At 43.6% G+C, this 24,546-nt stretch carries 21 protein-coding genes; 10 read left to right on the forward strand and 11 right to left on the reverse strand.

The features are described 5' to 3' along the window. Nucleotides 1-13 precede the first annotated feature (13 nt). The 4 genes from L4C54_RS21935 to L4C54_RS21950 form a co-directional block, all read right to left on the reverse strand. A complete protein-coding gene (locus L4C54_RS21935) occupies nucleotides 14-469 on the reverse strand; it encodes a DoxX family protein (protein ID WP_428809799.1) in 456 nt (151 codons plus the stop codon). Further along, nucleotides 462-1,244, reverse strand: a complete 783-nt coding sequence (locus L4C54_RS21940; RefSeq protein WP_428809800.1) for an HvfC/BufC N-terminal domain-containing protein — start codon at nucleotides 1,242-1,244, stop codon at nucleotides 462-464. Before L4C54_RS21940 ends, L4C54_RS21935 begins: the two co-directional genes overlap by 8 nt. Next, on the reverse strand, nucleotides 1,241-2,089 hold the full coding sequence (bufB, locus tag L4C54_RS21945; RefSeq protein ID WP_428809801.1) for an MNIO family bufferin maturase: 849 nt from the start codon (nucleotides 2,087-2,089) through the stop codon (nucleotides 1,241-1,243). Before bufB ends, L4C54_RS21940 begins: the two co-directional genes overlap by 4 nt. 115 nt (nucleotides 2,090-2,204) lie before the next feature. Beyond that, complete coding sequence (locus tag L4C54_RS21950; protein WP_428803677.1) at nucleotides 2,205-2,465, reverse strand: BufA1 family periplasmic bufferin-type metallophore; 261 nt, start codon at nucleotides 2,463-2,465, stop codon at nucleotides 2,205-2,207. Nucleotides 2,466-2,715: 250 nt separating this feature from the next. Between L4C54_RS21950 and uvrD the strand changes: the two genes are divergently transcribed. Further along, nucleotides 2,716-4,890: a DNA helicase II gene (gene uvrD / locus L4C54_RS21955; protein ID WP_428803676.1), complete on the forward strand. Its 2,175-nt coding sequence runs from the start codon at nucleotides 2,716-2,718 to the stop codon at nucleotides 4,888-4,890. 780 nt (nucleotides 4,891-5,670) lie between these two features. Here uvrD and L4C54_RS21960 read toward each other — a convergent pair. The 5 genes from L4C54_RS21960 to rarD all read right to left on the reverse strand — a co-directional run bounded on the left by L4C54_RS21960 (nucleotide 5,671) and on the right by rarD (nucleotide 11,989). Further along, nucleotides 5,671-6,342, reverse strand: coding sequence for a LysE family translocator (locus L4C54_RS21960; protein WP_428809802.1), 672 nt, complete (start codon nucleotides 6,340-6,342; stop codon nucleotides 5,671-5,673). A gap of 92 nt (nucleotides 6,343-6,434) precedes the next feature. After that, nucleotides 6,435-7,229 (reverse strand): helix-turn-helix domain-containing protein, encoded by a 795-nt coding sequence (locus L4C54_RS21965; RefSeq protein ID WP_428803674.1) that lies wholly within the window; start codon nucleotides 7,227-7,229, stop codon nucleotides 6,435-6,437. A 219-nt stretch (nucleotides 7,230-7,448) separates the two neighbouring features. Further along, the gene (locus L4C54_RS21970) at nucleotides 7,449-9,212 is read right to left on the reverse strand and encodes a DUF1501 domain-containing protein (protein ID WP_428809803.1); all 1,764 of its coding nucleotides are present in this window, start codon (nucleotides 9,210-9,212) and stop codon (nucleotides 7,449-7,451) included. 3 nt (nucleotides 9,213-9,215) lie between these two features. After that, nucleotides 9,216-10,724: a DUF1800 family protein gene (locus tag L4C54_RS21975; RefSeq protein WP_428809804.1), complete on the reverse strand. Its 1,509-nt coding sequence runs from the start codon at nucleotides 10,722-10,724 to the stop codon at nucleotides 9,216-9,218. 359 nt (nucleotides 10,725-11,083) lie between these two features. Beyond that, a complete protein-coding gene (gene rarD / locus L4C54_RS21980; RefSeq protein ID WP_428803671.1) occupies nucleotides 11,084-11,989 on the reverse strand; it encodes an EamA family transporter RarD in 906 nt (301 codons plus the stop codon). A gap of 168 nt (nucleotides 11,990-12,157) precedes the next feature. On the opposite strand from rarD, the gene recQ reads away from it, so the two are divergent. The 3 genes from recQ (at nucleotide 12,158) to L4C54_RS21995 (ending at nucleotide 15,166) form a co-directional block, all read left to right on the forward strand. Next, nucleotides 12,158-13,987 carry an ATP-dependent DNA helicase RecQ gene (gene recQ / locus L4C54_RS21985; RefSeq protein WP_428803670.1) on the forward strand — a complete coding sequence of 610 codons (1,830 nt, stop codon included), beginning with the start codon at nucleotides 12,158-12,160 and terminating at the stop codon, nucleotides 13,985-13,987. A 10-nt stretch (nucleotides 13,988-13,997) separates the two neighbouring features. Then, nucleotides 13,998-14,312: a DUF3630 family protein gene (locus tag L4C54_RS21990; RefSeq protein ID WP_428809805.1), complete on the forward strand. Its 315-nt coding sequence runs from the start codon at nucleotides 13,998-14,000 to the stop codon at nucleotides 14,310-14,312. A gap of 185 nt (nucleotides 14,313-14,497) precedes the next feature. Continuing rightward, entirely contained in the window at nucleotides 14,498-15,166 is a 669-nt protein-coding gene (locus L4C54_RS21995; RefSeq protein WP_428803668.1) for a 7-cyano-7-deazaguanine/7-aminomethyl-7-deazaguanine transporter, read from the forward strand. A gap of 141 nt (nucleotides 15,167-15,307) precedes the next feature. Here L4C54_RS21995 and gppA read toward each other — a convergent pair whose 3' ends face one another. Both gppA and rhlB read right to left on the reverse strand, forming a co-directional pair. After that, on the reverse strand, nucleotides 15,308-16,816 hold the full coding sequence (gene gppA / locus L4C54_RS22000; RefSeq protein ID WP_428809806.1) for a guanosine-5'-triphosphate,3'-diphosphate diphosphatase: 1,509 nt from the start codon (nucleotides 16,814-16,816) through the stop codon (nucleotides 15,308-15,310). A 21-nt stretch (nucleotides 16,817-16,837) separates the two neighbouring features. Continuing rightward, nucleotides 16,838-18,136, reverse strand: coding sequence for an ATP-dependent RNA helicase RhlB (rhlB, locus tag L4C54_RS22005; RefSeq protein WP_428803666.1), 1,299 nt, complete (start codon nucleotides 18,134-18,136; stop codon nucleotides 16,838-16,840). Nucleotides 18,137-18,247: 111 nt separating this feature from the next. Here rhlB and trxA point away from each other — a divergent pair, with 111 nt between their 5' ends. The 6 genes from trxA (at nucleotide 18,248) to fre (ending at nucleotide 24,101) form a co-directional block, all read left to right on the forward strand. Further along, nucleotides 18,248-18,574: a thioredoxin TrxA gene (gene trxA / locus L4C54_RS22010; protein ID WP_017036005.1), complete on the forward strand. Its 327-nt coding sequence runs from the start codon at nucleotides 18,248-18,250 to the stop codon at nucleotides 18,572-18,574. A 197-nt stretch (nucleotides 18,575-18,771) separates the two neighbouring features. Beyond that, the gene (gene rho / locus L4C54_RS22015; RefSeq protein ID WP_428809807.1) at nucleotides 18,772-20,034 is read left to right on the forward strand and encodes a transcription termination factor Rho; all 1,263 of its coding nucleotides are present in this window, start codon (nucleotides 18,772-18,774) and stop codon (nucleotides 20,032-20,034) included. A gap of 104 nt (nucleotides 20,035-20,138) precedes the next feature. Further along, nucleotides 20,139-21,134, forward strand: coding sequence for a hypothetical protein (locus L4C54_RS22020; RefSeq protein ID WP_428809808.1), 996 nt, complete (start codon nucleotides 20,139-20,141; stop codon nucleotides 21,132-21,134). A gap of 92 nt (nucleotides 21,135-21,226) precedes the next feature. Further along, entirely contained in the window at nucleotides 21,227-23,107 is a 1,881-nt protein-coding gene (gene ubiD / locus L4C54_RS22025; RefSeq protein WP_428809809.1) for a 4-hydroxy-3-polyprenylbenzoate decarboxylase, read from the forward strand. Beyond that, a complete protein-coding gene (locus tag L4C54_RS22030; protein ID WP_428809810.1) occupies nucleotides 23,104-23,373 on the forward strand; it encodes a 2Fe-2S iron-sulfur cluster-binding protein in 270 nt (89 codons plus the stop codon). Before ubiD ends, L4C54_RS22030 begins: the two co-directional genes overlap by 4 nt. A gap of 14 nt (nucleotides 23,374-23,387) precedes the next feature. Next, the gene (gene fre / locus L4C54_RS22035; protein WP_428809811.1) at nucleotides 23,388-24,101 is read left to right on the forward strand and encodes an NAD(P)H-flavin reductase; all 714 of its coding nucleotides are present in this window, start codon (nucleotides 23,388-23,390) and stop codon (nucleotides 24,099-24,101) included. The last annotated feature ends 445 nt before the right edge of the window (nucleotides 24,102-24,546 follow it).

Genomic DNA, 24,546 nt, shown 5'->3' on the forward strand with positions numbered 1-24,546 from the left:
TACGAACGAAGAACTAAGTGCTCACTTTCTGCTTCAACCACTTGTCGACAGAGAGTGGACCCGCCCCCCAAACGACTACGACCAGAATCATCAGCCCCCACAATTGGTGATCAAAGAAACCACGTTCCCATAGCAGTGGATACGAGATCACAGCGGTAATATTAAACACAAACAATACTGCTGCCATTGGTCTGGTCAATAACCCTAACGCCAAAAATACCGGCAGAATCAGTTCGGCAGCGGTTCCCATATAGGCAGCTAACTCCCACGGTAATACCGGCACCACATACTCATACTCAAAGAGATACAATGTACTTTCCCAAGATGCGATCTTGACGAGCCCTGAATTGAAAAAGACCCAAGCAACCCATAAGCGCAAAAAGAGTAAGAAAACAGGGATGAATAGGCTTTGTAGCTTGGCGATAATTTCATCGTATCGCTCAATTATGCTAGTTAGTTGATTACTCATGGTGTTCCTCCTTGGGGCTGGCAATAGTGAAGCCCACCACCAAATTTAGCTGAATCAGGTGTTCTAGGTGAGTCAGTAACGACTCATCAATTTCTGATAACGTGGCTTTTTCGTGCAAGTTCATTAGTAGCTGATGTTGCTCACAACTAAGGCGTGTGTTGTAAGGTGCTCCATTGGGGTGACAATGGATGACTCCTACTTCGGGGCTATTGATATTTAAGGCGTCAAATTGTTCTGTTTGCATTGCTAAGCTCAAGGAAAAGAGAGCGTAGTTTGACGAGAAAGGTTTCACGCTTGGTGCAAGATGAAATTGAAGCAGACTATGCTCATCACTCGATAATAGGGCTAGGTTTGCAAGAGGTTGTACGTCTGTTGAATTTTTCTCTTGTGAAAAGATTTGCTGAGCCTTGTCTAGACTCCATTCAAAGCGAGCGACTTCGGTCAGATAGGGCGCTGCTTCAACGACAGCAGGAAACTGTTCAATAGCTTCATCGAAGCCCTCTCCATAGTAGGTTACATCGCCATTTTTTAGTGGATGTGTGAGTACATGTTGCCGTGCTAGCTGAGAGAAACACTCTTCCCCAACCAATTTATCAACCATAGGGTAGGTGGCCTCAAGCACCTCACTTAAACCGATAATAAAGTTGTTTCTATATATCTGCATACGTTCATCAGCGCTAAAGTGATCACTGACAACTTGGCACTCTTCACCTGTAGCCTCATAGTGCAGGGCTTTAGCAAATTGTTGTTGTACGTGTGCCAACGAGGTGTTCATGAAGCCTCCAATTGAGCAAGGCTTGATAAAAGGATGTGGTTCGCTTTATCGGCTTCGTTAAGTAAAACTTCAGGATAGGGGAGATCAAGATCCCACTCAATTAATGTATGACGGCTACCATGTTTGGCTATCCATTGTTTATAGAGAACCCAAACTTCATCACTCACGGGCTGGCTGTGGGTATCAATCCAAATCTCATCTTTCTCTAACTGTTTAACGGTAAATCCAGCCAGATGAATTTCATCAACGACATCTGCATTAATAGCGTTTAAATAGGTCTGGCAATCAAAGCCATGATTAAAGGCAGAAACGTAGACGTTGTTGAGATCGAGCAGTAATCGACAATCAGTTCGTTTTTGTACTTCAGTGAGAAAGTCCCACTCAGAGATGGTGGAGTGATTAAATTTCAGATAGCTCGAAGGGTTCTCAATTAGAAGGGGTCGTTGAAGGGTATCTTGAACTTCTAGGACGTTTCGACAAAAAACAGCCAATGCTTCTTCTGTGTATGGCAGTGGTAGCAGGTCATTAAAATGGTGGCCGCCGTTCTCGCTCCAGCTTAAATGCTCAGAGACCATAAATGGCTTAACTTCATCGACAAGCCGTTTGAGATTATCTAGGTGTTTAGCATTGACTCTCTCAACGCTACCAAGCGACAAGCCTATACCATGACAACTGATTTTATAGTCGTTGGTAAGGTTGCGTAGGCTCTGGCGAGAGGCCGAATTTGGTTGGAAATAGTTTTCACTGTGGATCTCTAACCAGTTTAATGATGGTTTTTGAGATTGAAAGTAGTCAACGTGGGGGCTTCTCAATCCAACACCAATGTGATCATGATAGGTTGTCAAAATGAATCCCTTCCTACTTTTAGTTGTCTGATGGTCTTGCTTGATAAATTAACTATTGCTAGGTCTATCTGTTGAGCAAATAGACCTAGCAACACTGACTTATACAGCTCGAGTCTTATGCTGACTCAGTGCTACCACCAGAGAGTTTTCCACATACACCTTTAGGTACAACAACGAAGGCATCTTTTTGATTATCCATTTTTGCAGTACCCGCACATGAGCCTGTTTTTGTCGCGCAATCATTTTTACCCGCTTTTGAAACGCCGTAGCATTTCTCTTTTTCAGCTGCGACAGCAGGAGCAGCAGTCAACATTGTTCCACCTAGAGCGATAAGACCTGTAACAGCAGCAGTAACAGCAAGATTTGATTTTTTCATTGTTATTTCCTCGACTTAAATTCTTAGTTTGGGGTCGCAAGCTGTATGACTTGCTTAAATTAGAGGATAGGAAATTCACGAAAAAACTTTCAAAATATTTATGGTTTATCGGTAAGTTATTTTTAATTTTTATGTATCTCTTTGATTTGTAGTGTAAAAAACAAACAGCTAAATTGTTGATTTTTGTCTCATCTGTCGCAGCTGTTTAGGTTATAATCTCTTTTTATGTATAAATAACCAGTAGCGTAGTGTGATGGACCCTTCCTTATTAGTTGATGGCCTTAATGACAAACAGCGTGAAGCGGTCGCCGCTCCGCTAGAAAACCTTCTTATTCTTGCCGGTGCAGGCAGTGGTAAAACACGAGTGCTAGTACACCGCATTGCGTGGTTGATGTCGGTAGAGCAAGCGTCTCCGTTTTCGATTATGTCGGTGACTTTTACCAATAAGGCTGCCGCGGAAATGCGTGGTCGTATTGAAGAGTTAATGATGGGCAGTTCATCAGGTATGTGGAATGGTACTTTCCATGGCATCTGTCACCGAATTTTGCGTGCTCATTACTTAGATGCAAAGCTCCCTGAAGATTTTCAAATCATTGATTCAGACGATCAACTTCGCTTGCTGCGTCGTTTGATTAAAGCGCAGAATCTAGATGAAAAACAGTGGCCTGCGAAGCAAGCGTCGTGGTGGATTAACGGTAAGAAAGATGAAGGTTTAAGACCTAATCACGTTGACGCCTACCATGATCCAATTGCTAAAACGTACCTGCAAATTTACTCAGCGTATCAAGAAGCGTGTGACCGTGCAGGGTTGGTGGACTTTGCTGAGATACTGCTTCGAGCGCATGAATTGCTGCGTGATAACAAGTTTATCCGAGAGCACTATCAAGCTCGATTCAAACATATTCTGGTCGATGAGTTTCAAGATACCAACAATATCCAATACGCTTGGCTACGAATGATGGCAGGCCCTGATAGCCATGTGATGATTGTTGGTGATGATGACCAATCTATCTATGGCTGGCGTGGCGCAAAAATTGAGAACCTTGAAAAGTTTACACACGAGTTTCCGAGCGTGAATACTGTTCGTCTTGAACAGAATTACCGATCAACGAAAACCATTCTAGAAGCCTCTAATACGCTGATTTCAAACAATACTGAGCGTATGGGTAAAGAGCTATGGACCGATGGTGTCGAAGGCGAACCGATCTCTGTCTACTCGGCTTATAACGAACTTGATGAAGCACGTTTTACCGTGAGTAAAATCAAAGAGTGGCAAGAGAAAGGCGGAGCATTAGAAGATACGGCGATGCTGTATCGTAATAACGCTCAATCACGTGTACTGGAAGAGGCGTTGATTCAAGCTGGTCTTCCGTACCGTATCTATGGCGGTATGCGATTCTTCGAACGTCAGGAAATTAGAGATGCATTGAGCTATCTTCGCTTGATCTCCAATCGTAATAACGATGCGGCTTTTGAACGAGTTGTGAATACGCCAACACGTGGTATTGGTGATAAGACACTAGAGACGATTCGATTTGCGGCCCGCGATCGCGGTGCGACTATGTGGGAAACCTGTGTTGCTCTGCTTGATGAGAAAGTACTCGCAGGGCGAGCAGCCAGTGCATTAAGCCGTTTTGTTGAACTTATTGTCGCTCTTGAAGATGATACCATGGACATGCCGCTGCACGAGCAGACTGACCACGTGATTAAATCGTCTGGTCTGTTTGCAATGTACGAGCAAGAGAAAGGTGAAAAATCCAAAGCACGTATTGAGAACTTGGAAGAATTGGTCACAGCAACGCGTCAGTTTGAAAAGCCAGAAGAAGCGGATGAGATGACTCTGCTTACTGCGTTTTTAACTCACGCAGCGTTGGAATCAGGTGAAGGCCAGGCTGATGAGTTTGATGATGCAGTGCAGCTAATGACGCTCCACAGTGCCAAAGGCTTAGAGTTCCCAATGGTCTTTATGGTAGGTGTCGAAGAAGGCATGTTCCCAAGTCAAATGTCTGCGGAAGAAGCGGGGCGTTTAGAAGAAGAGCGTCGCCTATGTTATGTAGGCATGACACGTGCGATGGAGAAGCTTTACATTACCTATGCTGAGATGCGACGTTTATACGGGCAGGACAAATACCATAAGCCGTCTCGTTTTATTAAAGAGTTGCCAGAAACCTGCTTAGATGAAGTGCGTATGAAAGCGCAAGTGAGCAGGCCAACCAGTGCAGGTCGATTTAGCCAAGCGGTTGTGAAAGAGACCTTTAATGAGACTGGTTTTAGTTTAGGGGCTCGCGTTAAGCATCCGAAATTTGGTGAAGGCACGATCATTAACTTTGAAGGCAGTGGTCCACAAAGCCGAGTTCAAGTAGCGTTCAATGGCGAAGGCATTAAGTGGTTAGTCACGGCTTACGCCAAGCTAGAACAAATGTAGAATTAAGCTGACGTATTTTCAAAGTAGTTGGAGCTGTAGCTAGGCAACAGATAAGCGAAGCTCCTGAGCATAGGGAACCTATGTAATGGAGTGAGCGAAAGCTGTTAACAACGCTTCAGATTCTAATACGCAGAAAAAAAGAAAAACCCCGAGAGCTTACGCTCATCGGGGTCTATAGTCTTACTCGCAGCAATCCGGCTACTAAAAGTGCTCCATGCATCAAATCCTTGATAGTGTGCTGTAATCCGTCAGCATATTCCTTTTCATCGCCATCCTAGCGGTGTCCTTGACCTTATCCTGGTCTGCCAACAATCCTCGTTAGCGCGCTTCACTTATTCCTTGAGCGGTGTCCTTTACATCATCCTGATGTTCAGTCCTTGCCTCATCCAGAGGTGTCCATTGTCTTTCCTTAGTAGTAACCATCCTAGTTACTATTGCGTCCATTCAATGTCCATTTCGCTTTCCTTGCCGACTACTCATCCTGAATAATCGAATCTTCATCCTGAAGATAACCTAGTCCTTGGAGTATCCTGTTCCGTGTCAGAATCCTTCCGACAGGGTTAATATTACGCTTTCTCTGTTTATCATCAACGCCACGATCAGTGATTTTCTCAATGATATATAGAGTGTAAATTATACGAATGGATTAAAAACAATGGCTTATGTTGTTTTTGGTGTTTATCTCTAGGGTAGAAAACGATATTAGCTCACCTGCTTGTGAGAGATCTCTTACAAGCAAGTAAGGTGATCGCCCCTAAAATTAACGTGAATTTTAATTCACTATAAAAGCATAGTTATTGACTGATATAGAATGGAGATTCCGAGCGTGATGAAGATCACTCCACAAAGGGTATCAATGTAAATAGCGAGACTCTGTACACTCTTTTGCAGTTTGCTGGTGGATAGCAGCCAAGCAAGCAATGAGAACCAAGCTAGAGACAATCCCCAAAGTATTAGCAGTGCGACTGATTTACCAGAGAGTGACATTTCCGCGGGTACTAAGCTCGACATCAAGCTAATAAAAAAGACTAATGCTTTTGGGTTGAGAATGTTGGTTGTGAACCCTCGGCTTAGAGCTTGGCGCTTATTAGCTAAGACAAAGGTATCTTTTTCTTTACGTGGCTCCGGCTCTGTAGACGAACTCTTTGATGATCTAAAGTGTTGCCAAGATGCGGATAGAGCACCAAAGCCTAAATAGAAAAGGTAACTACCGCCTGCAAGTTGAAGTACCGCAAAAAGCATGGGCTGCTGGTGAACCAAATAGCTGATGCCTGTGAGGCTTAAAATAGAGTGAAGTAATATCCCTAATGAAAGGCCGAGCGCGATGTAGAGACCTGTTTGTCTTCCATATCGTGTCGCATTTTGGACGACTAATGCAAAGTCGGGCCCCGGGCTCATTAGAGCAATTAAATGGACGCTGGCTAGCGTGGCTAAGATTGTGACTTCATTCATAATGGTTCCAATAACTTGGGCGTTCTGCTTGATTGTGTTGATGAACGAAGCTTATCTCGGTTTTATAGTGCGTGATTGTAAATTATTAACACTCAGTTAATTTTTGATGGGGAAATACAGAATGCAGCCTTAAATGCTTTAGAGAAGTGGGCTTGGTCGTAGAATCCTACTTGATGGGCAACCTCAGTTCCGCACACGCCAGACTTAATTAATCGCATGCTTTGTTCCATGCGAAGACGACTGAGCCAAGCATAAGGAGTCATGCCCATCTTATTTTTAAAGTGGCGCTGAAATTGGTTGGTGCTGAGGTCGCACAATTCAGATAGCTGTTCGAGTCGTACTGGTTGATCTAGGTTTGCCATTAAATACTCTTTGAGAGTATGGACGGATTGATTACCTAGCTGAAGTTTGCTCTTCGATACACTTTGCGCATAGCGGTCGACGATGGTCGATAGGCCTTCAAAAGGTAGACAATCTTTAGCAAGCTGACTAACGTGTTGATTGATTAGCAACTCATGCAGGCGATGCAATTGTGAAAACGTTTCTTTATCGGAGAGGATTAACTCTGAAAAGCTTAAGCTGTGATTGATTGTTTTAGGGTCGGCAAGGTCTTGAAGCCATTGAGGGGATACAGAGAACACATTTACTTGATAGCCAGATTTTAGAGTAGAGCGTCCGTCATGAAGTTCATCGGGCGGCATGATCACTACTTGCCCAGATCCAGCGTGATAGCTAGTGCCTTTATAGGCAAACTTTTGCTGACCTTGAGTGATTAACCCTATGTGAAAGTCCAAATGATAGTGGCGCTGAAAAGCAAACTCTTGGTATTGAGCTTGGATCAGGCTGATGTCTTGGTTGGGTGTTGAGTAGTAGTGAACTTTATCCATGGTGCAAAAATCTTGGCTAAATGGTCATCAATTGACCCAACCTTATATCTGTACTTGTAGATTGTCTTGTAAAAAATGATCAGTGCAGATATTTTCTTACGGGCTTTTTACGCAGTAGAGCTAATCAAAGTTATGGGAATAAAAAGCTTGATGAGCGAACTCACCAAGCTTAGATCGTATCTTTGTTTATTTACGAAGCGTGCTGTACTTAATGGTCAGTTAGTGCCCGAGTACTTTAAGTTCTTGGAAGTTATTCCAAAGCACTAACTTGCTGTCACTGCCATTATTACCATTACAAGTCAGTCGAATGAAATTAATGGCTGACCTACCAATTGCTTGTTCGACTAAACCAGTTGTTGTTCCGGGTGTCAGTACGCTTTCTATAAGCTCATAATTCACACCGTCATTACTGATTTCAAGATCAAATAGGTACTGTCTAACATCGCCTTTAGCTTGAGAGTACAGAAGCTTCGAAACAGTCGCGGTTTGGGCGAGCTCAATAACGTATTGAATGCCTGTCCCTTTAGCGGTCCACTTGGTTAATGGATCACCGTCAACCGCCATATGTGGGGTATGATCAGCGCGAGTTTCGGTAGCGCTAACGTTCATAATAGGCAACTCTGTTTCTTGCCCTTGGTCTTTATAGTCACCGAGTACGCCTAAGTATCGGCTATCAAAGGCGTTAGAATGGCTAGGATGAAGTGTCGGGAAGATAACGTCGACACCCTCTTCACTGAGGCCCATCCAACGACACAGGGTTGCTCCTAATTGTTCAGAAGACTGCCCAGGAATAAACTTATTCCCCCATGCATTTTGCCCATCTTTTACAAAGTCTGGCATTTGTCCGTAACTAACCCCCCCATTAACTGCTTTTCCGACAACTAGCTGATTGCTTCCCCAACCATGGTCAGTTCCTTTTTTACTGTTATTTTCTATCGTTCGGCCAAAGTCAGACATGGTAAAAGTGACGACTTTTTCTTCCAGTCCAAGTTCGACGAGTGAAGCATGAAAAGCACTAACTGCGGCGTCTATGGTCGAGAGAAGTCCATCATGACGACCTCTTTGATTGCTGTGATTATCAAACCCACCGAGATTGACAAAGAAGACTTGTCGATTGTGGTTAAGATCGGTGGAAGCTTGCATCATTCGCCTCACCATTCTTAATTGAGAACCTAACGAGCTGCTTGGAATCGTCGTATCTTCGGGGTAAAGATCCAGTTTTGTTTGTAACTCTTCCTGAAAGTCTAAGATGCCCTTTAACCGATTGTTATACTCCTTTTTAAAATCAGAGCCATAAGGCGCTTCTACGAGTCTGATAAAGTTGTTGTTTATCGATCCTGACCCTGCAATCGCATCCATTGCTTTTATGCCATCAGATGAGACAGATATATCTTTAGATTGGGCTCCCGTGAGTAGTTCATTACCGGCAAACGATAAGGAGTCTGACACCACGGCCAATTCACTGCCTAAGACATCCATCATTAAGCCGGCCCAACCATAGGAGTGATATCCGCCTTCTCCCCAGCTTGACTGCCATGCAAATTGTTGTTTGTTATGGGCTCCTAGGCTGGTCGGCTTTTTGACATTTGGGTAGTTTGACTTAGTGGTTGGCTCTACTAATGTGCCTATATTGACCAGTGCAGCCGCATTGCCTTGGTTTATCATCTCTGCAATATTTGGCATTGCTGTATTGATCCCAATACCTTGAGCCGCTTCAGAGTTCGGGATGGCAATACTTTCCCCTGAGGCAAGACCAATATCAGGCCGAGCGAGCGAATATTTATCATATTGAGTCGTATCCGTTGGGATGATCATATTAAAAGAGTCACTGCCACCATGTAAGAACAAGCACACCATCGACTTATAATCGCCTTGCTCATTCGCAAAGGCTTTATTAGCAGAAAGAGAGAGTGAAATCGGAACCATTCCCGATACAGCAGTACCAGATGCACCTTTTAAAAAGCTTCTACGTGTAATCGACATAATTTACTCCTGTACCATGAAATCAGGTGAGACAAAGGCGATGAATAACATCTTATGGACGGCATAGAATTTATTATTTTGACTGTGGCCGTCATAAACCTTGGTTAATAGATTGATCACTTCAGGCGAAGCATTACCATTTAAAACACGCGTATTTACTGCATTCAGTAGCTCCTCAAAATTGCCACTATTAGCAAGGCTTTCAAGATCACTAGGGGCCACATAGAGCTCTTGTTTGTTACTGCTGTTTTCTCTATTTTGCCCAAAATCTTTTAACGTTCGATAGAAGATATTATTCATGTTGATCAGTTGTCCCCAATCTATTATTTCAAGTTCAGGAGCTGTGAGTTGCTGATCAGTAAGTGCACCTTGGGGCATGTGTGTCGGCTGGTAAAAATTAAAAACGGAATTGGCACCCAATGGGTATTGATTAAATGATTCTTTATAGTTCATTGGGTTGTGAACTATATCGCCATTGCCACCTGGGTAGGCTTCCATTGCTCGGTATAGATAGGTCATCGCTAAAATGGGTTCGCGTACTTTTGCCATATTGGTGTTATTAGTGAGCAGAGTGTCTGGGTCCGTGTAGATTGCTTTAATCACGGCTTGTAAGTCACCACCTGTATTGGAAAACTCAGAGGCTACTCGATAGACATAATCAGTACTTGGGTTGGAGGTCGTAAGGCGCTTTATCAGTAGCGTTGAAATAAACGGTGCCACATTTTTGTGTTCAGAGAGCTGCTTGATAAACTGAGTTAGATCCTCTTCAGCGGTTTGTCCCGGGGGATAATAGTGTCCGAACACCCACTTTTCATCCGTGTCATGCAGCGTATTGTCGGCGACCATAGGTACCAATGTATCGCCGTTATCGAGATCCCATCCAGTGAAGATGCGAGCAATATTCTCAATATCGTAGTCCTCATATGTCTCCATAAGTGTGCCATCAGGATTAGTTTCCGGCGAACCGTCTAGATTGAGTTCATACAAACCGATGGTGAACAATTGCATGACTTCTCTGGCGTAGTTTTGATCCGGTGCTTGGCCTGTAACGCCCTGAGGCTTATTGCCGTTCATTGTCAGGAATTGCCCCATCGCTGGTGATAGGGTTACTCTGCGTAATAGCTGTTCGAAGTTACCAAAGGCATTATCAACTAATACATCGTAATAGTTCGCTAGCGCTTCTGCGTCGCCTGCGAGATTGGCGTCCTTTTCACTCACCACAAATATTTGGCTCAATGCAAAAGCAACTTTCTGACGAAGTTGGGCAGTATCCCAAAGCGCAATATCAAACCAAGCGCCAACGCGGCACTCTTGATTGACGTTGCCATTATTTCTTGTCGTTGCTTGATGTTGAGCTTGTGGTAAATGGCTCATATAAGATTGATTGATCTGTTCGTTTATCCACACCGAACGGTCATCGAGTAGTTTGAAAGCATCGAGTTCAGATTGGCGAACGCCCATAGTTGCCAAGTCCAGAAAGCGTGATGCCTGCTGGTGAGTTAAATTGTCCATATTGTTCCCTCTAGCCAAAAATAATGATATCCAAATATTGAATAACGCTATCCTGCGTTATGCTCTTGGATGTATTAACGATTAGTAGTGAGAAGGGAACTAAGCCAGTTGGAAGTAGAAGGTTTTCTAACAGTGTGAGACTGTGTAAGAAGTACAGTGAAATGGCTGCTGTTGCATATTAAAATGTTTGATGTTGAGCCCCCTTTGTTTGTATGAATACAAAGGTTCGATCGGTTCCGTGAATGAAATGAAAAGCTAAATTAGGTAAATGTACGCTGAAAGATCGGGTGAAAGGTTAGAGGACCATTTGAAGGTAAGAGGGAAGAGCTTGGTATTAGTACCAAGCTCTGAGTGTTTGTTTATGCTTTTTGCTTTCTCTTTTTATTATTACGGAACGCATCAAAGGTAAAGACAACCAGTGCTCCCCAAATAAAGGCAAAGGTTACGGTTTTATCTTGGGTAAACTCTTCGCCATACATGAGAACGGCGAGTAGCAACATCAAGCTAGGACCGATGTACTGGAAAAAGCCTAAAGTAGAGAGTTTGAGTCGAGTTGCTGCTCCTGTAAAACAGAGCAGTGGCAGGGTAGTAATAACGCCGGCTAATAACAGTAAGATATTTAAGCTGGTTTCATTATTGCTGAAACTCGATGTTGGTGAGTCTGCAATAAATAGCAGGTAGATTGCGGCGACGGGTAATAGAACTAAGGTTTCTATAAAGAGACCGGTTTGAGCATCCACACCAACCTTCTTACGCAGTAACCCATAAAGGCCAAAGCTCATTGCTAGGGTAATAGCAATAATGGGTACCGAGCCAAACGCGACTAACTGAACAATGACAGCACACGCCGCTAAAGCCACTGCAAACCACTGAAGATGGCGTAGCCGCTCACCAAGAAATATCATTCCAAGTAATACGTTTATTAACGGGTTGATGTAATAGCCTAAGCTCGCATCAAGCATGCGATTTTCATTCACGGCCCAGATGAAGATAAGCCAGTTGAGCCCGATGACGACGGAGGTTGAGAGAAGGTACGCCATTTTAGGCTTGGATTTCATTACATCACGAACGTCACGCCAGCGACGTCCAACCTGCAATAATCCAGCTAGGAAGAAAAATGACCAAATAACACGGTGGCTAAGTATTTCTAAGGCAGACACACCATCAAGTGACTTAAAATAAATTGGCGCAATGCCCCACATTGTGTAGGCACCGATAGCAAACAAAATTCCTTGTCGCGTTCTTTGTTGGTCTTCTATCGTCATGAACTATCGCTTAATAATAAAGAGGAGGTAAGAAAGATCCGCAGTATACGAGTCGGTTATGAAATCGCCTAACGAAATTGCAGTTTAATTCCTCAGCGTTCCCCTCTACAATAGCGGGCCAAAAGCCCAACACTCGCGGCTTGATTCGACCCTTATTTGAGATATTGAATGACCTCCACCTTGCTTGCACAACAACCCGAAGCATCGCCACAAACTATTCTAGAAGATGTGTTTGGCTATCAACGTTTCCGTGAAGGTCAGCAAGAAGTGATAGAAGCAGCCTTAACGGGGCAAGATAGCGTCGTGATAATGCCAACGGGCGGAGGCAAGTCGCTCTGTTACCAAGTGCCTGCTCTGCTTCATTCTGGTCTTACTTTAGTTATTTCTCCGCTTATCTCTTTGATGAAAGATCAGGTAGACCAATTAAAGGCAGATGGAGTTGCGGCTGAGTGCGTGAACTCGACTATGTCGAGAGAGACACTGATTAGCGTGTATAACCGAATGCACAGCGGCGATATCAAATTGGTGTATGTCTCACCGGAGCGGGTGTTGATGCAGGACTTTATCGAGCGTCTGCAGAACATCAATTTATCGATGATAGCGGTTGATGAGGCACACTGTATTTCTCAGTGGGGGCATGATTTCCGCCCTGAATATGCCGCGATAGGGCAGCTTAAAACTTATTTTCCTCATGTGCCTTTTATGGCGCTGACCGCCACCGCTGATGATGCAACGCGTGGCGATATCATCCAACGTCTTAATCTAGTTGAACCCCATGACTATCTGGGGAGTTTCGACAGACCGAATATCCATTACAACCTAGTTGAAAAACATAAACCAGTTTCTCAGATTATTCGATACGTACAGACCAACAAAGGTCAGTGCGGAATCATCTATTGTGGCAGTCGTAAAAAAGTAGAAATGGTTACAGAGAAACTGTGCAACAATCATATTCGAGCAGCGGGTTATCACGCCGGTATGGACGTTGATGAACGTGCTTATGTACAAGAAGCGTTTCAGCGAGATGATATTCAGATTGTCGTTGCAACGGTGGCGTTCGGTATGGGTATCAACAAACCCAATGTGCGTTTTGTTGTTCACTTTGATATTCCACGTAACATTGAATCGTATTACCAAGAAACAGGCCGAGCAGGTCGAGATGGGTTACCAGCGGAAGCGATGATGCTTTATGACCCAGCAGATATCGGTTGGTTACGTCGCATCTTAGATGAAAAGAACGATGGCCCGCAAAAGCAGGTTGAAACCCATAAGCTCAATGCAATGGTCGCTTTTGCTGAAGCTCAAACGTGTCGTCGTCAGGTACTGCTTAATTATTTTGGCGAGTACCGAGAAAAGCCGTGTGGCAATTGCGATGTCTGTGTCGATCCTCCTAAGCATTTTGATGCGACCAAAGAAGCACAAAAAGCGCTCTCTTGTGTCTATCGTGTCAATCAAGGTTTTGGTATTGGCTATGTTGTAGAAGTACTGCGTGGCATGCAAAATATTCGAGTGAGAGAGAACGGTCACGACAAGCTCTCAACATATGGTTTAGGCCGAGATCATAGCCATGATTATTGGGTGAGTGTGTTTCGTCAGCTGATCCATAAGGGTTTGTTATCGCAAAATATTACTCGCAATTCGACCTTGCAGCTCACCGAAGAAGCGCGACCAGTCTTACGTGGTGAAATGGAACTAGAGCTGGCGGTACCTCGTTTAGATACCGCAGCAAGAAGCGCCAAATCCGATAAGCTATCAAGTAAAAACTACGACAAGAAACTGTTCGCGAAACTCCGTAAACTGCGTAAGAGCATTGCAGATGAAGACAGCTTGCCACCTTACGTTGTCTTTAGTGACGCGACTCTGATTGATATGGCTGAGATCCTACCAACATCATACGGTGAGATGCTGGCTGTTAATGGTGTCGGGCAGCGTAAACTTGATAAGTATGCGGATGCCTTTTTAGATCTCATTCAAGAACATATAACGACTCATGGGTAATGTAACGATCATGGAAGATAAGAAAACAGAGTTTGGCTTAGCGACATACTTGGAAGACCAAGGGCGAATCTTAATCACCGCCCCAAGTTTTGATTTTGATAGTTTTCCAGCGCTTGGTGAACGCCTTGTTTCACTGTTGTCTGCAAGCGTTTTAGAGAAGCAGCGTGATGCGGATATTCATTCATGGTTGATTGATTTTGAAGATTGTCATTTGTTTCTTAAAGCAGAGCACTACAGTGAATCCATCTGGATTGAAGCTTTCGCGCCTAGTGAAGCAAAAGAAGAGCTCAAATACCTTAGTCAGCTATTTCGTAACGGATTTTAAGGTTAAACGTTTGCTTTTTATTTAACCACATAGCTATGCTTGCAGCATCAGTTGGTTAATGTATAATCGCTCGCCGCTCAATAGAGCAAAATTATTTTATCATTGGTAAGGGCACAGAGGACAAACGTCATTCTGATGCTCGATTAGGGTTCCCTCGCCCCCTAACGAAACTAAAAAGGTCACGCATGAATCACTTTACTTCTGCGCAGCAGCGCAACGCCCTCTTTTTTTTGGTCTTATTCCATCTGATCATTATCGCATCGAGTAACTATTTGGTGCAGCTACCCTTTACTGTATTTGGTATGCACACCACTTGGGGCGCTTTTACTTTTCCCTTTATCTTCTTAGCAACAGATTTAACCGTTCGAGTGTTTGGTGCTCAACTAGCGCGTAGAATCATTTTCTTAGTGATGCTGCCAGCGCTCGTAGTGTCGTATCTGCTGTCGGTGGTTTTCTTTGAAGGGCAATTCCAAGGTTTTGGTCAGCTAACCGAGTTTAATCTGTTTGTGGCACGTATTGCAGCAGCTAGCTTTATGGCTTATCTGCTAGGACAAATATTAGATGTGCATGTCTTTAATCGCTTAAGACAGTTAAAACAGTGGTGGGTTGCGCCAACATGTTCAACGCTATTTGGTAATGCGCTAGATACGTTAGCCTTCTTTGCTATTGCGTTTTATCAGAGCCCTGATGCATTCATGGCGGAACACTGGGTTGAGATCGCGTTGGTGGATTACGGATTTAAGCTCATCATCAGTCTTGGCTTGTTTGTGCCTATGTACGGTGTGCTACTTAATTATCTGATTAAAAAACTGACGGCTGTAAATCCAGACTTTAAAGCGGTCGGTAGCGCCTAATAATAGGTAAGTGCCTAATAAAAGGAGAGTGCTCAATCGAGAGTCCTTGCTTATATAAGGCGAATGAACAGAAAAAAGCCCAAGTGAATTACTTGGGCTTTTTTATATGTATCTTTTAGCAAGCAGCGTAATGATAGCTGTTTATTGGCTGGTGATGGTTAATGACCAACCTGCATCACTTTGGCGGCTCGCTTCAATCTCTAGTTCCGCGGCAGTGAGTGGATTGTCTAACAACCATTGTCCACAGATTGAGAGTTCAAGCTCATTATCGTTAGCGTTAATCGCCACTTTCGGCTGATTATCGCTATTACGTCGATGTGTGAGCAGTACTGACAATCGAACTAAGCGTAAAATACGCTGACCACTTAGTGCGCTGACTGCGTGTTGCTCTGGCATTGCTGTGAGTTGTTCACGATAACGACGAGTAATTTCAGCAAGGCAATGCTTCTGTGCCCGTGTATAACCTGGAAGATCGAGTTGTTGAAGCAAATAAGCGTTGTGCTTTCCTGCTTGTTTGAAATCGATGGTTAAACCAATTTCATGTAACTGACAGGCGGTATTCAGTAATGATTCGCCCTGTGGCTCAGGAATCCACTTTTCACTATCAGGCTGCTGGTTATCACATTGAGTCAGTAGCTCTGCTGCTGTGTCGGCAACCTGCTGTGCGTAGGCGCTGTCTATTTGATAGCGTTTTTGCACACTTGCGATAGTTCGCGAGCGAATATCACTTTGTCTAAGCTCTGGGGACATTTCATAGGCCATGCCTTCACGAAGTGCACCGCCAGCTAACGTCATCGACTCTATTTCTAATAGCTCAAAGATGGCAATTAAGATAGATAGACCACTTGGGAAAACCAGTGCTCGTTCTAGCGTTAACCCTTCTATTTCGAGCTCTTCTAATTGATCGGTCAGCATTGCTTGTTTTTGCAATCGCTTCAATTTGGCCAGTGTGATGACTTCATCCATGCCTTGAGCAAGCATGATCTCTTGCAGTGCTTGGACAGTGCCACTCGCACCAACACACACATCCCAACCAATTTGAGTATATTGCTCGAGTATTGGAGCAATAGTTTGTTTCGCGGCGTTAATTGCCGAGTCAAAATTCTCTTGGCTTAACTCACGGTCTTGAAAGTGCTTTTCTAACCAAGTCACACAGCCCATTTTCAAGCTAGTGAGTGCTTTGGCGTCAAAACCCTTTCCAATGATAAGCTCGGTACTTGCACCACCAATATCAACAACTAAGCGACGGCCAATGCCACCGGAAGTATGCGCTACCCCTTGGTAAATCATTGCTGCTTCTTGTTCCCCTGAAATAACATTAATGTCATGACCGAGTATTTGGTTAGCTTTTTGAAGGAAAATATCCACATTGGTCGCAGTACGTAGTGTCGCGGTACCGACAATGCGAATATTTTCTTTGGGAATATCTTGAAGTCGCTCTGCAAATAAACTCAAACAATCCCAGCCACGCTGCATGGCTTCCTGACTTAACGCGTTGTTACCGTCTAGCCCTGATGCTAAACGAACTTTGCGTTTTATCTTGGCCATAGTCTGAACACTGCCATTGATATGACGCACAACGAGCATGTGAAAACTGTTCGACCCGAGGTCGATGGCAGCGTAAAACGGCGGTGAGACTGATTGATTCATAGTCGACTTAAGATTCCCTATCTATTGTGGACGTTGCTGACGCGGTCGACGGTTATGCGGTCGACGATTACCATTGCGCGGGCCGCCACTATTTGAACGACGTTGTTGTGGATTGCGAGTACGCATGCGAATCGGCGCAGGCAGATCTTCAATCAGAGCTGATGAATCATAATCAGATACTGGGATTGAGTGCTCAATATACTCTTCGATTGGTGGAAGATTAATAGCGTAATCTTCACAAGCGAAGCTGATTGAGTGGCCACTTTCGCCAGCACGGCCGGTACGGCCAATACGGTGAACGTAATCTTCACAGTCGTCTGGCAAGTCGAAGTTGAATACGTGTGTTACTTGAGGGATATGCAGTCCACGAGCAGCAACGTCAGTAGCAACTAGGATATCAACTTCACCTTTGGTGAATTGCTCAAGAATTTTCTCGCGTTTCTTCTGAGGAACATCACCAGTTAGTAGACCTACACGGTGTCCATCAGCAGCAAGGTGTCCCCAAACTGAATCACACTTATATTTGGTATTAGCAAATACGATTGCGCGATCAGGCCACTCTTCTTCAATCAATGTTTGAAGCAGTGACATTTTATGTTCGTTAGAAGGGTAGAACAGCTCTTCTTGAATGCGGTGACCAGTTTTACGTTCTGGTTCAACCACAACATGCTCTGGGTTGTGCATGTGTTCGAAAGCTAACTCTTGAACGCGGTATGAAAGCGTTGCTGAAAATAGCATGTTCAAACGTTCATTAGGTGCAGGCATGCGTCTAAACAAGAAACGGATGTCTTTAATAAAGCCAAGATCGAACATGCGATCCGCTTCATCAAGCACAACAGCTTGAATGTGGTTTAGGTTAAATACCTTCTGCTTGTAGAAGTCGATAATACGACCTGTGGTGCCGATAAGGATATCAACGCCAGCTTCTAGCTTAGATACTTGCTTATCGTAGCTTTCGCCACCGTAAGCTAAACCTGCCTTAAGACCTGTGCTTTCAACTAGAGATGCAGCATCGTTATAGATCTGGATCGCTAATTCACGCGTTGGTGCCATAATGATCGCTCTAGGCTGGTTAGCTTTGCGACCTTCATGTTCAGGCGTAGTAAGTAGATGGTTAAAAGTAGCAGTGAGAAACGCTAAGGTTTTACCAGTGCCCGTTTGGGCCTGGCCTGCAATGTCTTGGCCGGTGAGCAGTACCGGCAACGCCAAGGCTTGGATAGGGGTACAAAATTCGAACCCACTTTTGTCCAATCCTTCAATGACTTGCGGCTTTAATCCGAAGTCGGCGAACTTTTGCTCTGTGATATGCGTCTTTTTCATCACTATAGAATATCAGCTTAAGCTTGCAATACGAAAGTAAATACATTCCAATAGGGCATCTATTTACTGGTTATCGTATAATCAGTTGAGAAAAATACATTGGAGTGGAAGATGAGTGACAAGATTTTGCAGCTAACAGATGATGGTTTTGATAACGACGTAATCAATGCTGCAGGCCCGGTTCTTGTGGATTTTTGGGCAGAATGGTGTGGTCCTTGTAAGATGATTGCCCCAATTCTTGATGAAATCGCAACGGAATACGAAGGCAAGCTCACTATCGGTAAATTAAATATCGACCAAAATGCTGGCATTCCGCCAAAGTTTGGTATTCGTGGAATCCCAACCTTACTATTATTTAAAGATGGCGCAGTCGCAGCAACTAAGGTTGGCGCACTATCAAAAACTCAATTAAAAGAGTTTTTAGACGCTAACTTATAAAGCAACATTGAAAAAGACCGTGCAGAATCAAAAAATGCACGGTTTTGTTTTTGATAGGCAACAAAATCTAGACTACGCTACTATTTAGTGATAATTTATTGCACGTAAATTATACAAGTGTTCACTTCTTGGTCGTTCCTGAGACCAAATCCATCTTAACTTAAAAAACAGATCCTATTTTGACTAAACAAACCACAATGAATCTAACAGAACTGAAGAACAGACCCGTGTCTGAGCTTGTAAAACTTAGCGAAACTCTTGGCTTAGAAAACCTTGCTCGCTTAAGAAAACAAGACATTATCTTCTCCATCCTAAAAGCACACGCGAAAAGCGGTGAAGACATCTTTGGCGATGGGGTTCTAGAAATACTTCAAGACGGTTTTGGATTTCTACGCAGCGCCGATTGTTCATACCTAGCTGGTCCAGATGATATCTACGTATCACCAAGCCAGATTCGTCGTTTCAACTTGCGTACTGGTGATTCAATTGCCGGAAAGATTCGCCCACCTAAAGATGGTGAACGTTACTTCGCGCTACTGAAAGTCAGCACGGTTAACCACGATCGCCCTGATAACGCACGTAACAAAATCCTGTTTGAGAACCTAACACCACTTCACGCGAACGAGCGTATGGTAATGGAAGCAGGTAACGGTGCGACAGAAGATATTACAGCTCGAATTTTAGATCTCGCTTCTCCTATCGGTAAAGGTCAGCGTGGTCTTATTGTTGCTCCGCCTAAAGCGGGTAAAACAATGTTGCTACAGAACATCGCTCAAAGCGTTGCTCGTAATCACCCTGAATGTGAATTGATGGTACTGCTTATCGATGAGCGTCCTGAAGAAGTAACTGAAATGCAACGCCTAGTTAAAGGTGAAGTCATCGCTTCAACGTTTGATGAGCCAGCGTCTCGTCACGTACAAGTTGCAGAGATGGTTATCGAAAAAGCGAAGCGTCTTGTTGAGCATAAGAAAGATGTAGTTATCCTACTTGATTCTATTACTCGTCTAGCACGTGCGTACAACACGGTAGTTCCATCATCTGGTAAAGTTCTTACTGGTGGTGTTGATGCTAACGCACTACATCGTCCAAAGCGTTTCTTTGGTGCAGCACGTAACGTGGAAGAGGGTGGTAGCTTAACAATTATCGCAACTGCTCTAGTTGATACGGGCTCTAAGATGGATGAAGTTATCTACGAAGAGTTTAAAGGTACAGGTAACATGGAACTGCACCTTAACCGTAAAATTGCAGAAAAACGTGTATTCCCAGCGATTGACTTCAACCGCTCAGGTACTCGTCGTGAAGAGCTTCTCACGAAGAAAGATGAGTTACAAAAAATGTGGATTCTGCGCAAGATTGTTCACCCAATGGGCGAAATCGATGCAATGGAATTCCTCATTGATAAGCTTGCAATGACTAAGACAAATAATGAATTCTTTGATGCAATGCGTCGTCAAAAATAATTCGATAGATTTGTAAAAAACGCCACCGATTGTTCGGTGGCGTTTTTGTTTGCATTCTCTTTGTAAAGTGACACAATGGCTAGAAATGTTACAAGGAGGTTAATATGCGACAAGGACTGTTGTTATCTGTTCTCCTATTTTCAGTGCTGTTATTTAGGCCCGTGGTTGTTAATGCAACCCAGATGGAACCCATAACGGTTAAGCAGTGGCTGAAGGACGAACATATTCATCGCAAGGTGAACGAGCTCATGCAGTATGTAGATGAAGATGAGCTTGATTCTCTAAAATTTGCACTAGAACGTTTAGCGTTACCTCAGCAAGAGGTTGCTCGTTTCGTTTTACTTGATGCTGTTGAAAAACAAAAGAGGGCATTGAGCCCTAAAATGGCGATGTTCTTGGAACGTCAGGTCGCGCTTGTTCCTGTATATCAGGTTTTGGAACGAGGAGATGGTTATGAATTTGTGGTCCCTGCATTTAATTACCCAGCGACAGCAAGCCGATTACTGAAACAGTGGCAGCAAGATCAAACAACCTTAGAGTTTATACTTACCGCAGAACGCAAAGAGCTAAACTTGCAACAATGGCTAAGCGGCAGTGATTATCAACTTAAAACGCGTGAATCACTTCTTATTCGCGAACTCAATAGCCTATCACCAGAAGCCGTCCTTGCACTGACGGAGCAACTGACCTCTCAAACGATCACCAGTTGGCTTCCTTCATCTAGAGTTATGGTGCAGTTAGCGAAAGCCAGTAAAAGCCCTGAGGTCTATCAATTACTATGGCGAATGCGAGCTGATTTTCAGAGTGAATCCGAGCTAGTACGCTTGGCGAATTTAGACGATGGCTTTTCAATCTCACAAGTGATGATGGCTTCTAGTAACCCTGCGTTAAAAGAACAAGCGTTGACGGCTCTCACTAAAATCAAGCCAATGAGCGACGATGTTAAACAGTTCTTAATGGCTAAAATGCGAGTGGCGGAAGATGCCACATTGGTCGCGTCTGAGCTAGAAAGGCAGGGCTATCGAGGTTGGCTAGAAGAGCTAGTGGATAGTAAGAATGGATTGAATACTAAAGCTATTTTACAAGTGTTATCACATTAATCGATAGCGAAGTACCTATTAAAAGGAAAGAAGGATCGAGAGATCCTTTTTTTGATATACTGCTGGCAGTTTAATCAATAGATAGAAGTTCTATGAGTTTTAAGGATTTACGCGATTTCGTCGACCATCTTGAAAGCAAGGGGTTGTTAAAGCGCATTACTCACCCTGTTGACCCTCATTATGAGATGACAGAAATCAGCGATCGTACTTTGCGAGCGGGCGGCCCCGCATTGCTGTTTGAAAATCCCATTGGTTATCAAATCCCAGTGCTCACCAACTTATTTGGTACCGCAGAGCGTGTTGCCATTGGTATGGGTAGGAATGAAGTCAAAGAATTACGCGAAGTGGGTAAGTTACTGGCGTATTTAAAAGAGCCAGAGCCACCAAAAGGCTTTAAAGACGCCATTGATAAAATACCGGTATTTAAGCAAGTACTTAATATGCCAGTTAAGCGTTTACGAAAAGCGCCGTGCCAAGAGATTGTATGGCAGGGTGACGATGTCGATCTTGATAAAGTTCCGGTGATGAGTTGCTGGCAGGATGATGTTGCACCGTTGCTGACTTGGGGTTTAACGGTAACGAAAGGTCCGAATAAGAAACGTCAAAATTTAGGGATCTATCGTCAACAGAAGCTTGGCAAAAATAAAATTATTATGCGCTGGCTTGCTCATCGAGGCGGTGCATTAGATCTACGTGACTGGATGGAAACAAATCCAGGAGAACCATTCCCGATATCCGTAGCATTTGGTGCTGATCCTGCGACCATTTTAGGCGCGGTGACTCCTGTTCCAGATTCACTATCTGAATATGCCTTTGCCGGTTTATTACGTGGTAGTAAAACTGAAGTTGTAAAATCAATCAGTAATGAACTGGACGTTCCTGCGAGCGCTGAAATTGTGCTCGAAGGGTATATCGATCCAAATGAGTTTGCTGATGAAGGTCCGTATGGTGATCATACCGGCTACTACAATGAAAAAGAGAAGCATCACGTATTTACTATCACGCATATAACGATGCGAAAAGATCCGATTTATCACAGCACATACACTGGGCGTCCACCTGATGAACCTGCGGTACTTGGTGTAGCCCTAAATGAGGTTTTTGTTCCTATACTTCAAAAGCAGTTTCCAGAGATCGAAGACTTCTATCTTCCTCCGGAAGGTTGCTCGTATCGTATGGCCGTTGTTACGATGAAGAAACAGTATCCAGGGCATTCGAAGCGCGTGATGATGGGAGTATGGTCGTTCTTACGTCAATTTATGTACACCAAGTTTGTTATTGTGTGTGACGAAGATGTCAACGCGAGAGATTGGCAGCAGGTTAGTGATGCGATGACTTTGAATATGGATCCATCGTACGATACGACTATGATTGAAAGTACGCCAATTGATTCACTCGACTTTGCATCACCCGTTGCCGGCCTTGGCTCTAAAATGGGATTAGATGCCACCAAGAAATGGTCAGCTGAAATGGAGCTGTCAGGATGTGCCTATCTTGACGAAGAGTTATCGCCAATACCTCAGAGTGATGTAGATTCTCTTGTGGCACAGTTAAAAGTAGAGCATAACGAAATTATTGATGTTTACCTGCCTCAAGGTACTCGTCCGAACGGCATGGCTATTATTGCTATTAATAAAGAGAGAGCGGGGCAGGCTCCTTTATTGATAAAAAGTGCTATAGCGGTATTGAATACAAAGATGCGGATAAAGTTCGTCGTTGTTTGCGATGAGGATGTTGACGTTACCGATTGGAATGATGTTATCTGGGCTGTGACAACACGCATGGATCCATCACGTGACTCGCTTTCTATCATAAATGAGGAACCTGATGGGACGAAACAATCCATAATGGGGTTAGACGCGACGAATAAATGTCAGCAAGAGGTTCGCCGTGAATGGGGTGTCCCTATCAAAAAAGATCCACAGCTTGTCGAAAGAATCGATAAGGTTTGGGATGAACTAGCCATTCTATGAGCTATTTCGTCACCGTACTGCCAAATGACATCACATTTGAAGTACAAGAAAAACAGACTGTTTTGGAAGCAGCGCTCAGCAATAACATAAGTCTTCCAAATCGTTGCCAAGTAGGTGCGTGTGCAATGTGCATGTGTAAAAAGTTAACTGGCGAAGTAAGTTATCACCTTGAACCTATGCTTACAGAGAATGAGCAGATTCAAGGTTGGATATTTCCTTGCCAAGCCTTTGCGGAAAGTAATTTAGTACTTACTTATTCCGAGTAAGTAAGAGGAAGACCATGACCATTAAATGTAAAGTAAAATCCATTAAGCCATTAGCATGCAACACATACCAAATTCTGTTGCACCCTGAAACTCCAGTCTCTTTTAAAGCTGGTCAATACTTAATGGTTGAAATGGGAGAAAGTGATAAGCGTCCTTTCTCTATTGCTAGTAGCCCTTGCCGACATCAAGGTGAGCTAGAACTTCATATTGGCGCAGCTGAACATAATGCGTATGCAATAGAAGTTGTCGAGTTGATGACTAAAGCATTGGATAACGACTCTTCTATTAACATCGATGCTCCACACGGAACTGCATGGATCAAAGAGGAAAGTGTACGCCCACTATTACTGATTGCTGGCGGAACGGGCTTTAGCTACGTGCGCTCTATTCTTGATCATTGCGTGAGTATTGATAAAGCTTCACCTATCTATTTGTATTGGGGAGCGAAAAGCAGCGATCAGTTGTATGCAAAAGAAGAAATTGCACAGATTGCAGCAACTCACAGCAACATACACTTTATTCCTGTCATTGAAGACGCGGATAAAGAGTGGACTGGTAAAGCTGGCAATGTACTTCAAGCGATTAATGAAGATTTTGATTCTTTAGCAGAATACGATATCTATATAGCGGGTCGTTTTGAAATGGCTGGTGCAGCTAGAGATCAATTTACTCAGAATAAAGAAGCGAAAAGCGATCACATGTACGCGGATGCCTACGCTTTCATATAAAAAGTTAGTGAAATGTAATTAAAAAGAGAGCTTTAAGCTCTCTTTTTTGATGGCTTGATGCATTAATAGCCAAAAGAGTCTTATTTTTAAATTATTAACGAAAAACCCTTGCGTCTTTGTTGGGTCTGTCTATAATGCGCAACCACTGAGACGGCAGACGCCACAAGGCTTCAGCAGTAATCAGTTAGACGGAAAGTCAGAAAGAATTAAATTTCAAAAAGTGTTTGACACTGAAACTTAAATCGATAGAATGGCCGTCCGCTTAGAGAAGAAGACTTCGATAAGCAACGCTCTTTAACAATTTAAACCTATCAATCTGTGTGGGCACTCGTTGATGAAAATCCAAAATGTTTTTACCTTGGTAAAAACAGTTTCTTCGGAAACACTTGGGCTTCAATGAACTGAGTGACCAATACGAATAACTACTTGTAGTTATTTGGCACAG

This window comes from Vibrio lamellibrachiae (assembly GCF_050337265.1).
Lineage (GTDB): Bacteria > Pseudomonadota > Gammaproteobacteria > Enterobacterales > Vibrionaceae > Vibrio > Vibrio kyushuensis.

Coding starts and splice junctions, on each gene's coding strand:
- L4C54_RS22020 (WP_428809808.1), top strand. CDS start 20,139: ATGCGACAAGGACTGTTGTTATCTGTTCTCCTATTTTCAGTGCTGTTA.
- L4C54_RS21995 (WP_428803668.1), top strand. CDS start 14,498: ATGAATCACTTTACTTCTGCGCAGCAGCGCAACGCCCTCTTTTTTTTG.
- L4C54_RS22030 (WP_428809810.1), top strand. CDS start 23,104: ATGAGCTATTTCGTCACCGTACTGCCAAATGACATCACATTTGAAGTA.
- L4C54_RS21990 (WP_428809805.1), top strand. CDS start 13,998: ATGGAAGATAAGAAAACAGAGTTTGGCTTAGCGACATACTTGGAAGAC.
- rhlB (WP_428803666.1), bottom strand. CDS start 18,136: ATGAAAAAGACGCATATCACAGAGCAAAAGTTCGCCGACTTCGGATTA.
- L4C54_RS21960 (WP_428809802.1), bottom strand. CDS start 6,342: ATGAATGAAGTCACAATCTTAGCCACGCTAGCCAGCGTCCATTTAATT.
- trxA (WP_017036005.1), top strand. CDS start 18,248: ATGAGTGACAAGATTTTGCAGCTAACAGATGATGGTTTTGATAACGAC.
- L4C54_RS21950 (WP_428803677.1), bottom strand. CDS start 2,465: ATGAAAAAATCAAATCTTGCTGTTACTGCTGCTGTTACAGGTCTTATC.
- fre (WP_428809811.1), top strand. CDS start 23,388: ATGACCATTAAATGTAAAGTAAAATCCATTAAGCCATTAGCATGCAAC.
- rarD (WP_428803671.1), bottom strand. CDS start 11,989: ATGACGATAGAAGACCAACAAAGAACGCGACAAGGAATTTTGTTTGCT.
- rho (WP_428809807.1), top strand. CDS start 18,772: ATGAATCTAACAGAACTGAAGAACAGACCCGTGTCTGAGCTTGTAAAA.
- gppA (WP_428809806.1), bottom strand. CDS start 16,816: ATGAATCAATCAGTCTCACCGCCGTTTTACGCTGCCATCGACCTCGGG.
- recQ (WP_428803670.1), top strand. CDS start 12,158: ATGACCTCCACCTTGCTTGCACAACAACCCGAAGCATCGCCACAAACT.
- L4C54_RS21975 (WP_428809804.1), bottom strand. CDS start 10,724: ATGGACAATTTAACTCACCAGCAGGCATCACGCTTTCTGGACTTGGCA.
- L4C54_RS21935 (WP_428809799.1), bottom strand. CDS start 469: ATGAGTAATCAACTAACTAGCATAATTGAGCGATACGATGAAATTATC.
- ubiD (WP_428809809.1), top strand. CDS start 21,227: ATGAGTTTTAAGGATTTACGCGATTTCGTCGACCATCTTGAAAGCAAG.
- L4C54_RS21965 (WP_428803674.1), bottom strand. CDS start 7,229: ATGGATAAAGTTCACTACTACTCAACACCCAACCAAGACATCAGCCTG.
- L4C54_RS21970 (WP_428809803.1), bottom strand. CDS start 9,212: ATGTCGATTACACGTAGAAGCTTTTTAAAAGGTGCATCTGGTACTGCT.
- L4C54_RS21940 (WP_428809800.1), bottom strand. CDS start 1,244: ATGAACACCTCGTTGGCACACGTACAACAACAATTTGCTAAAGCCCTG.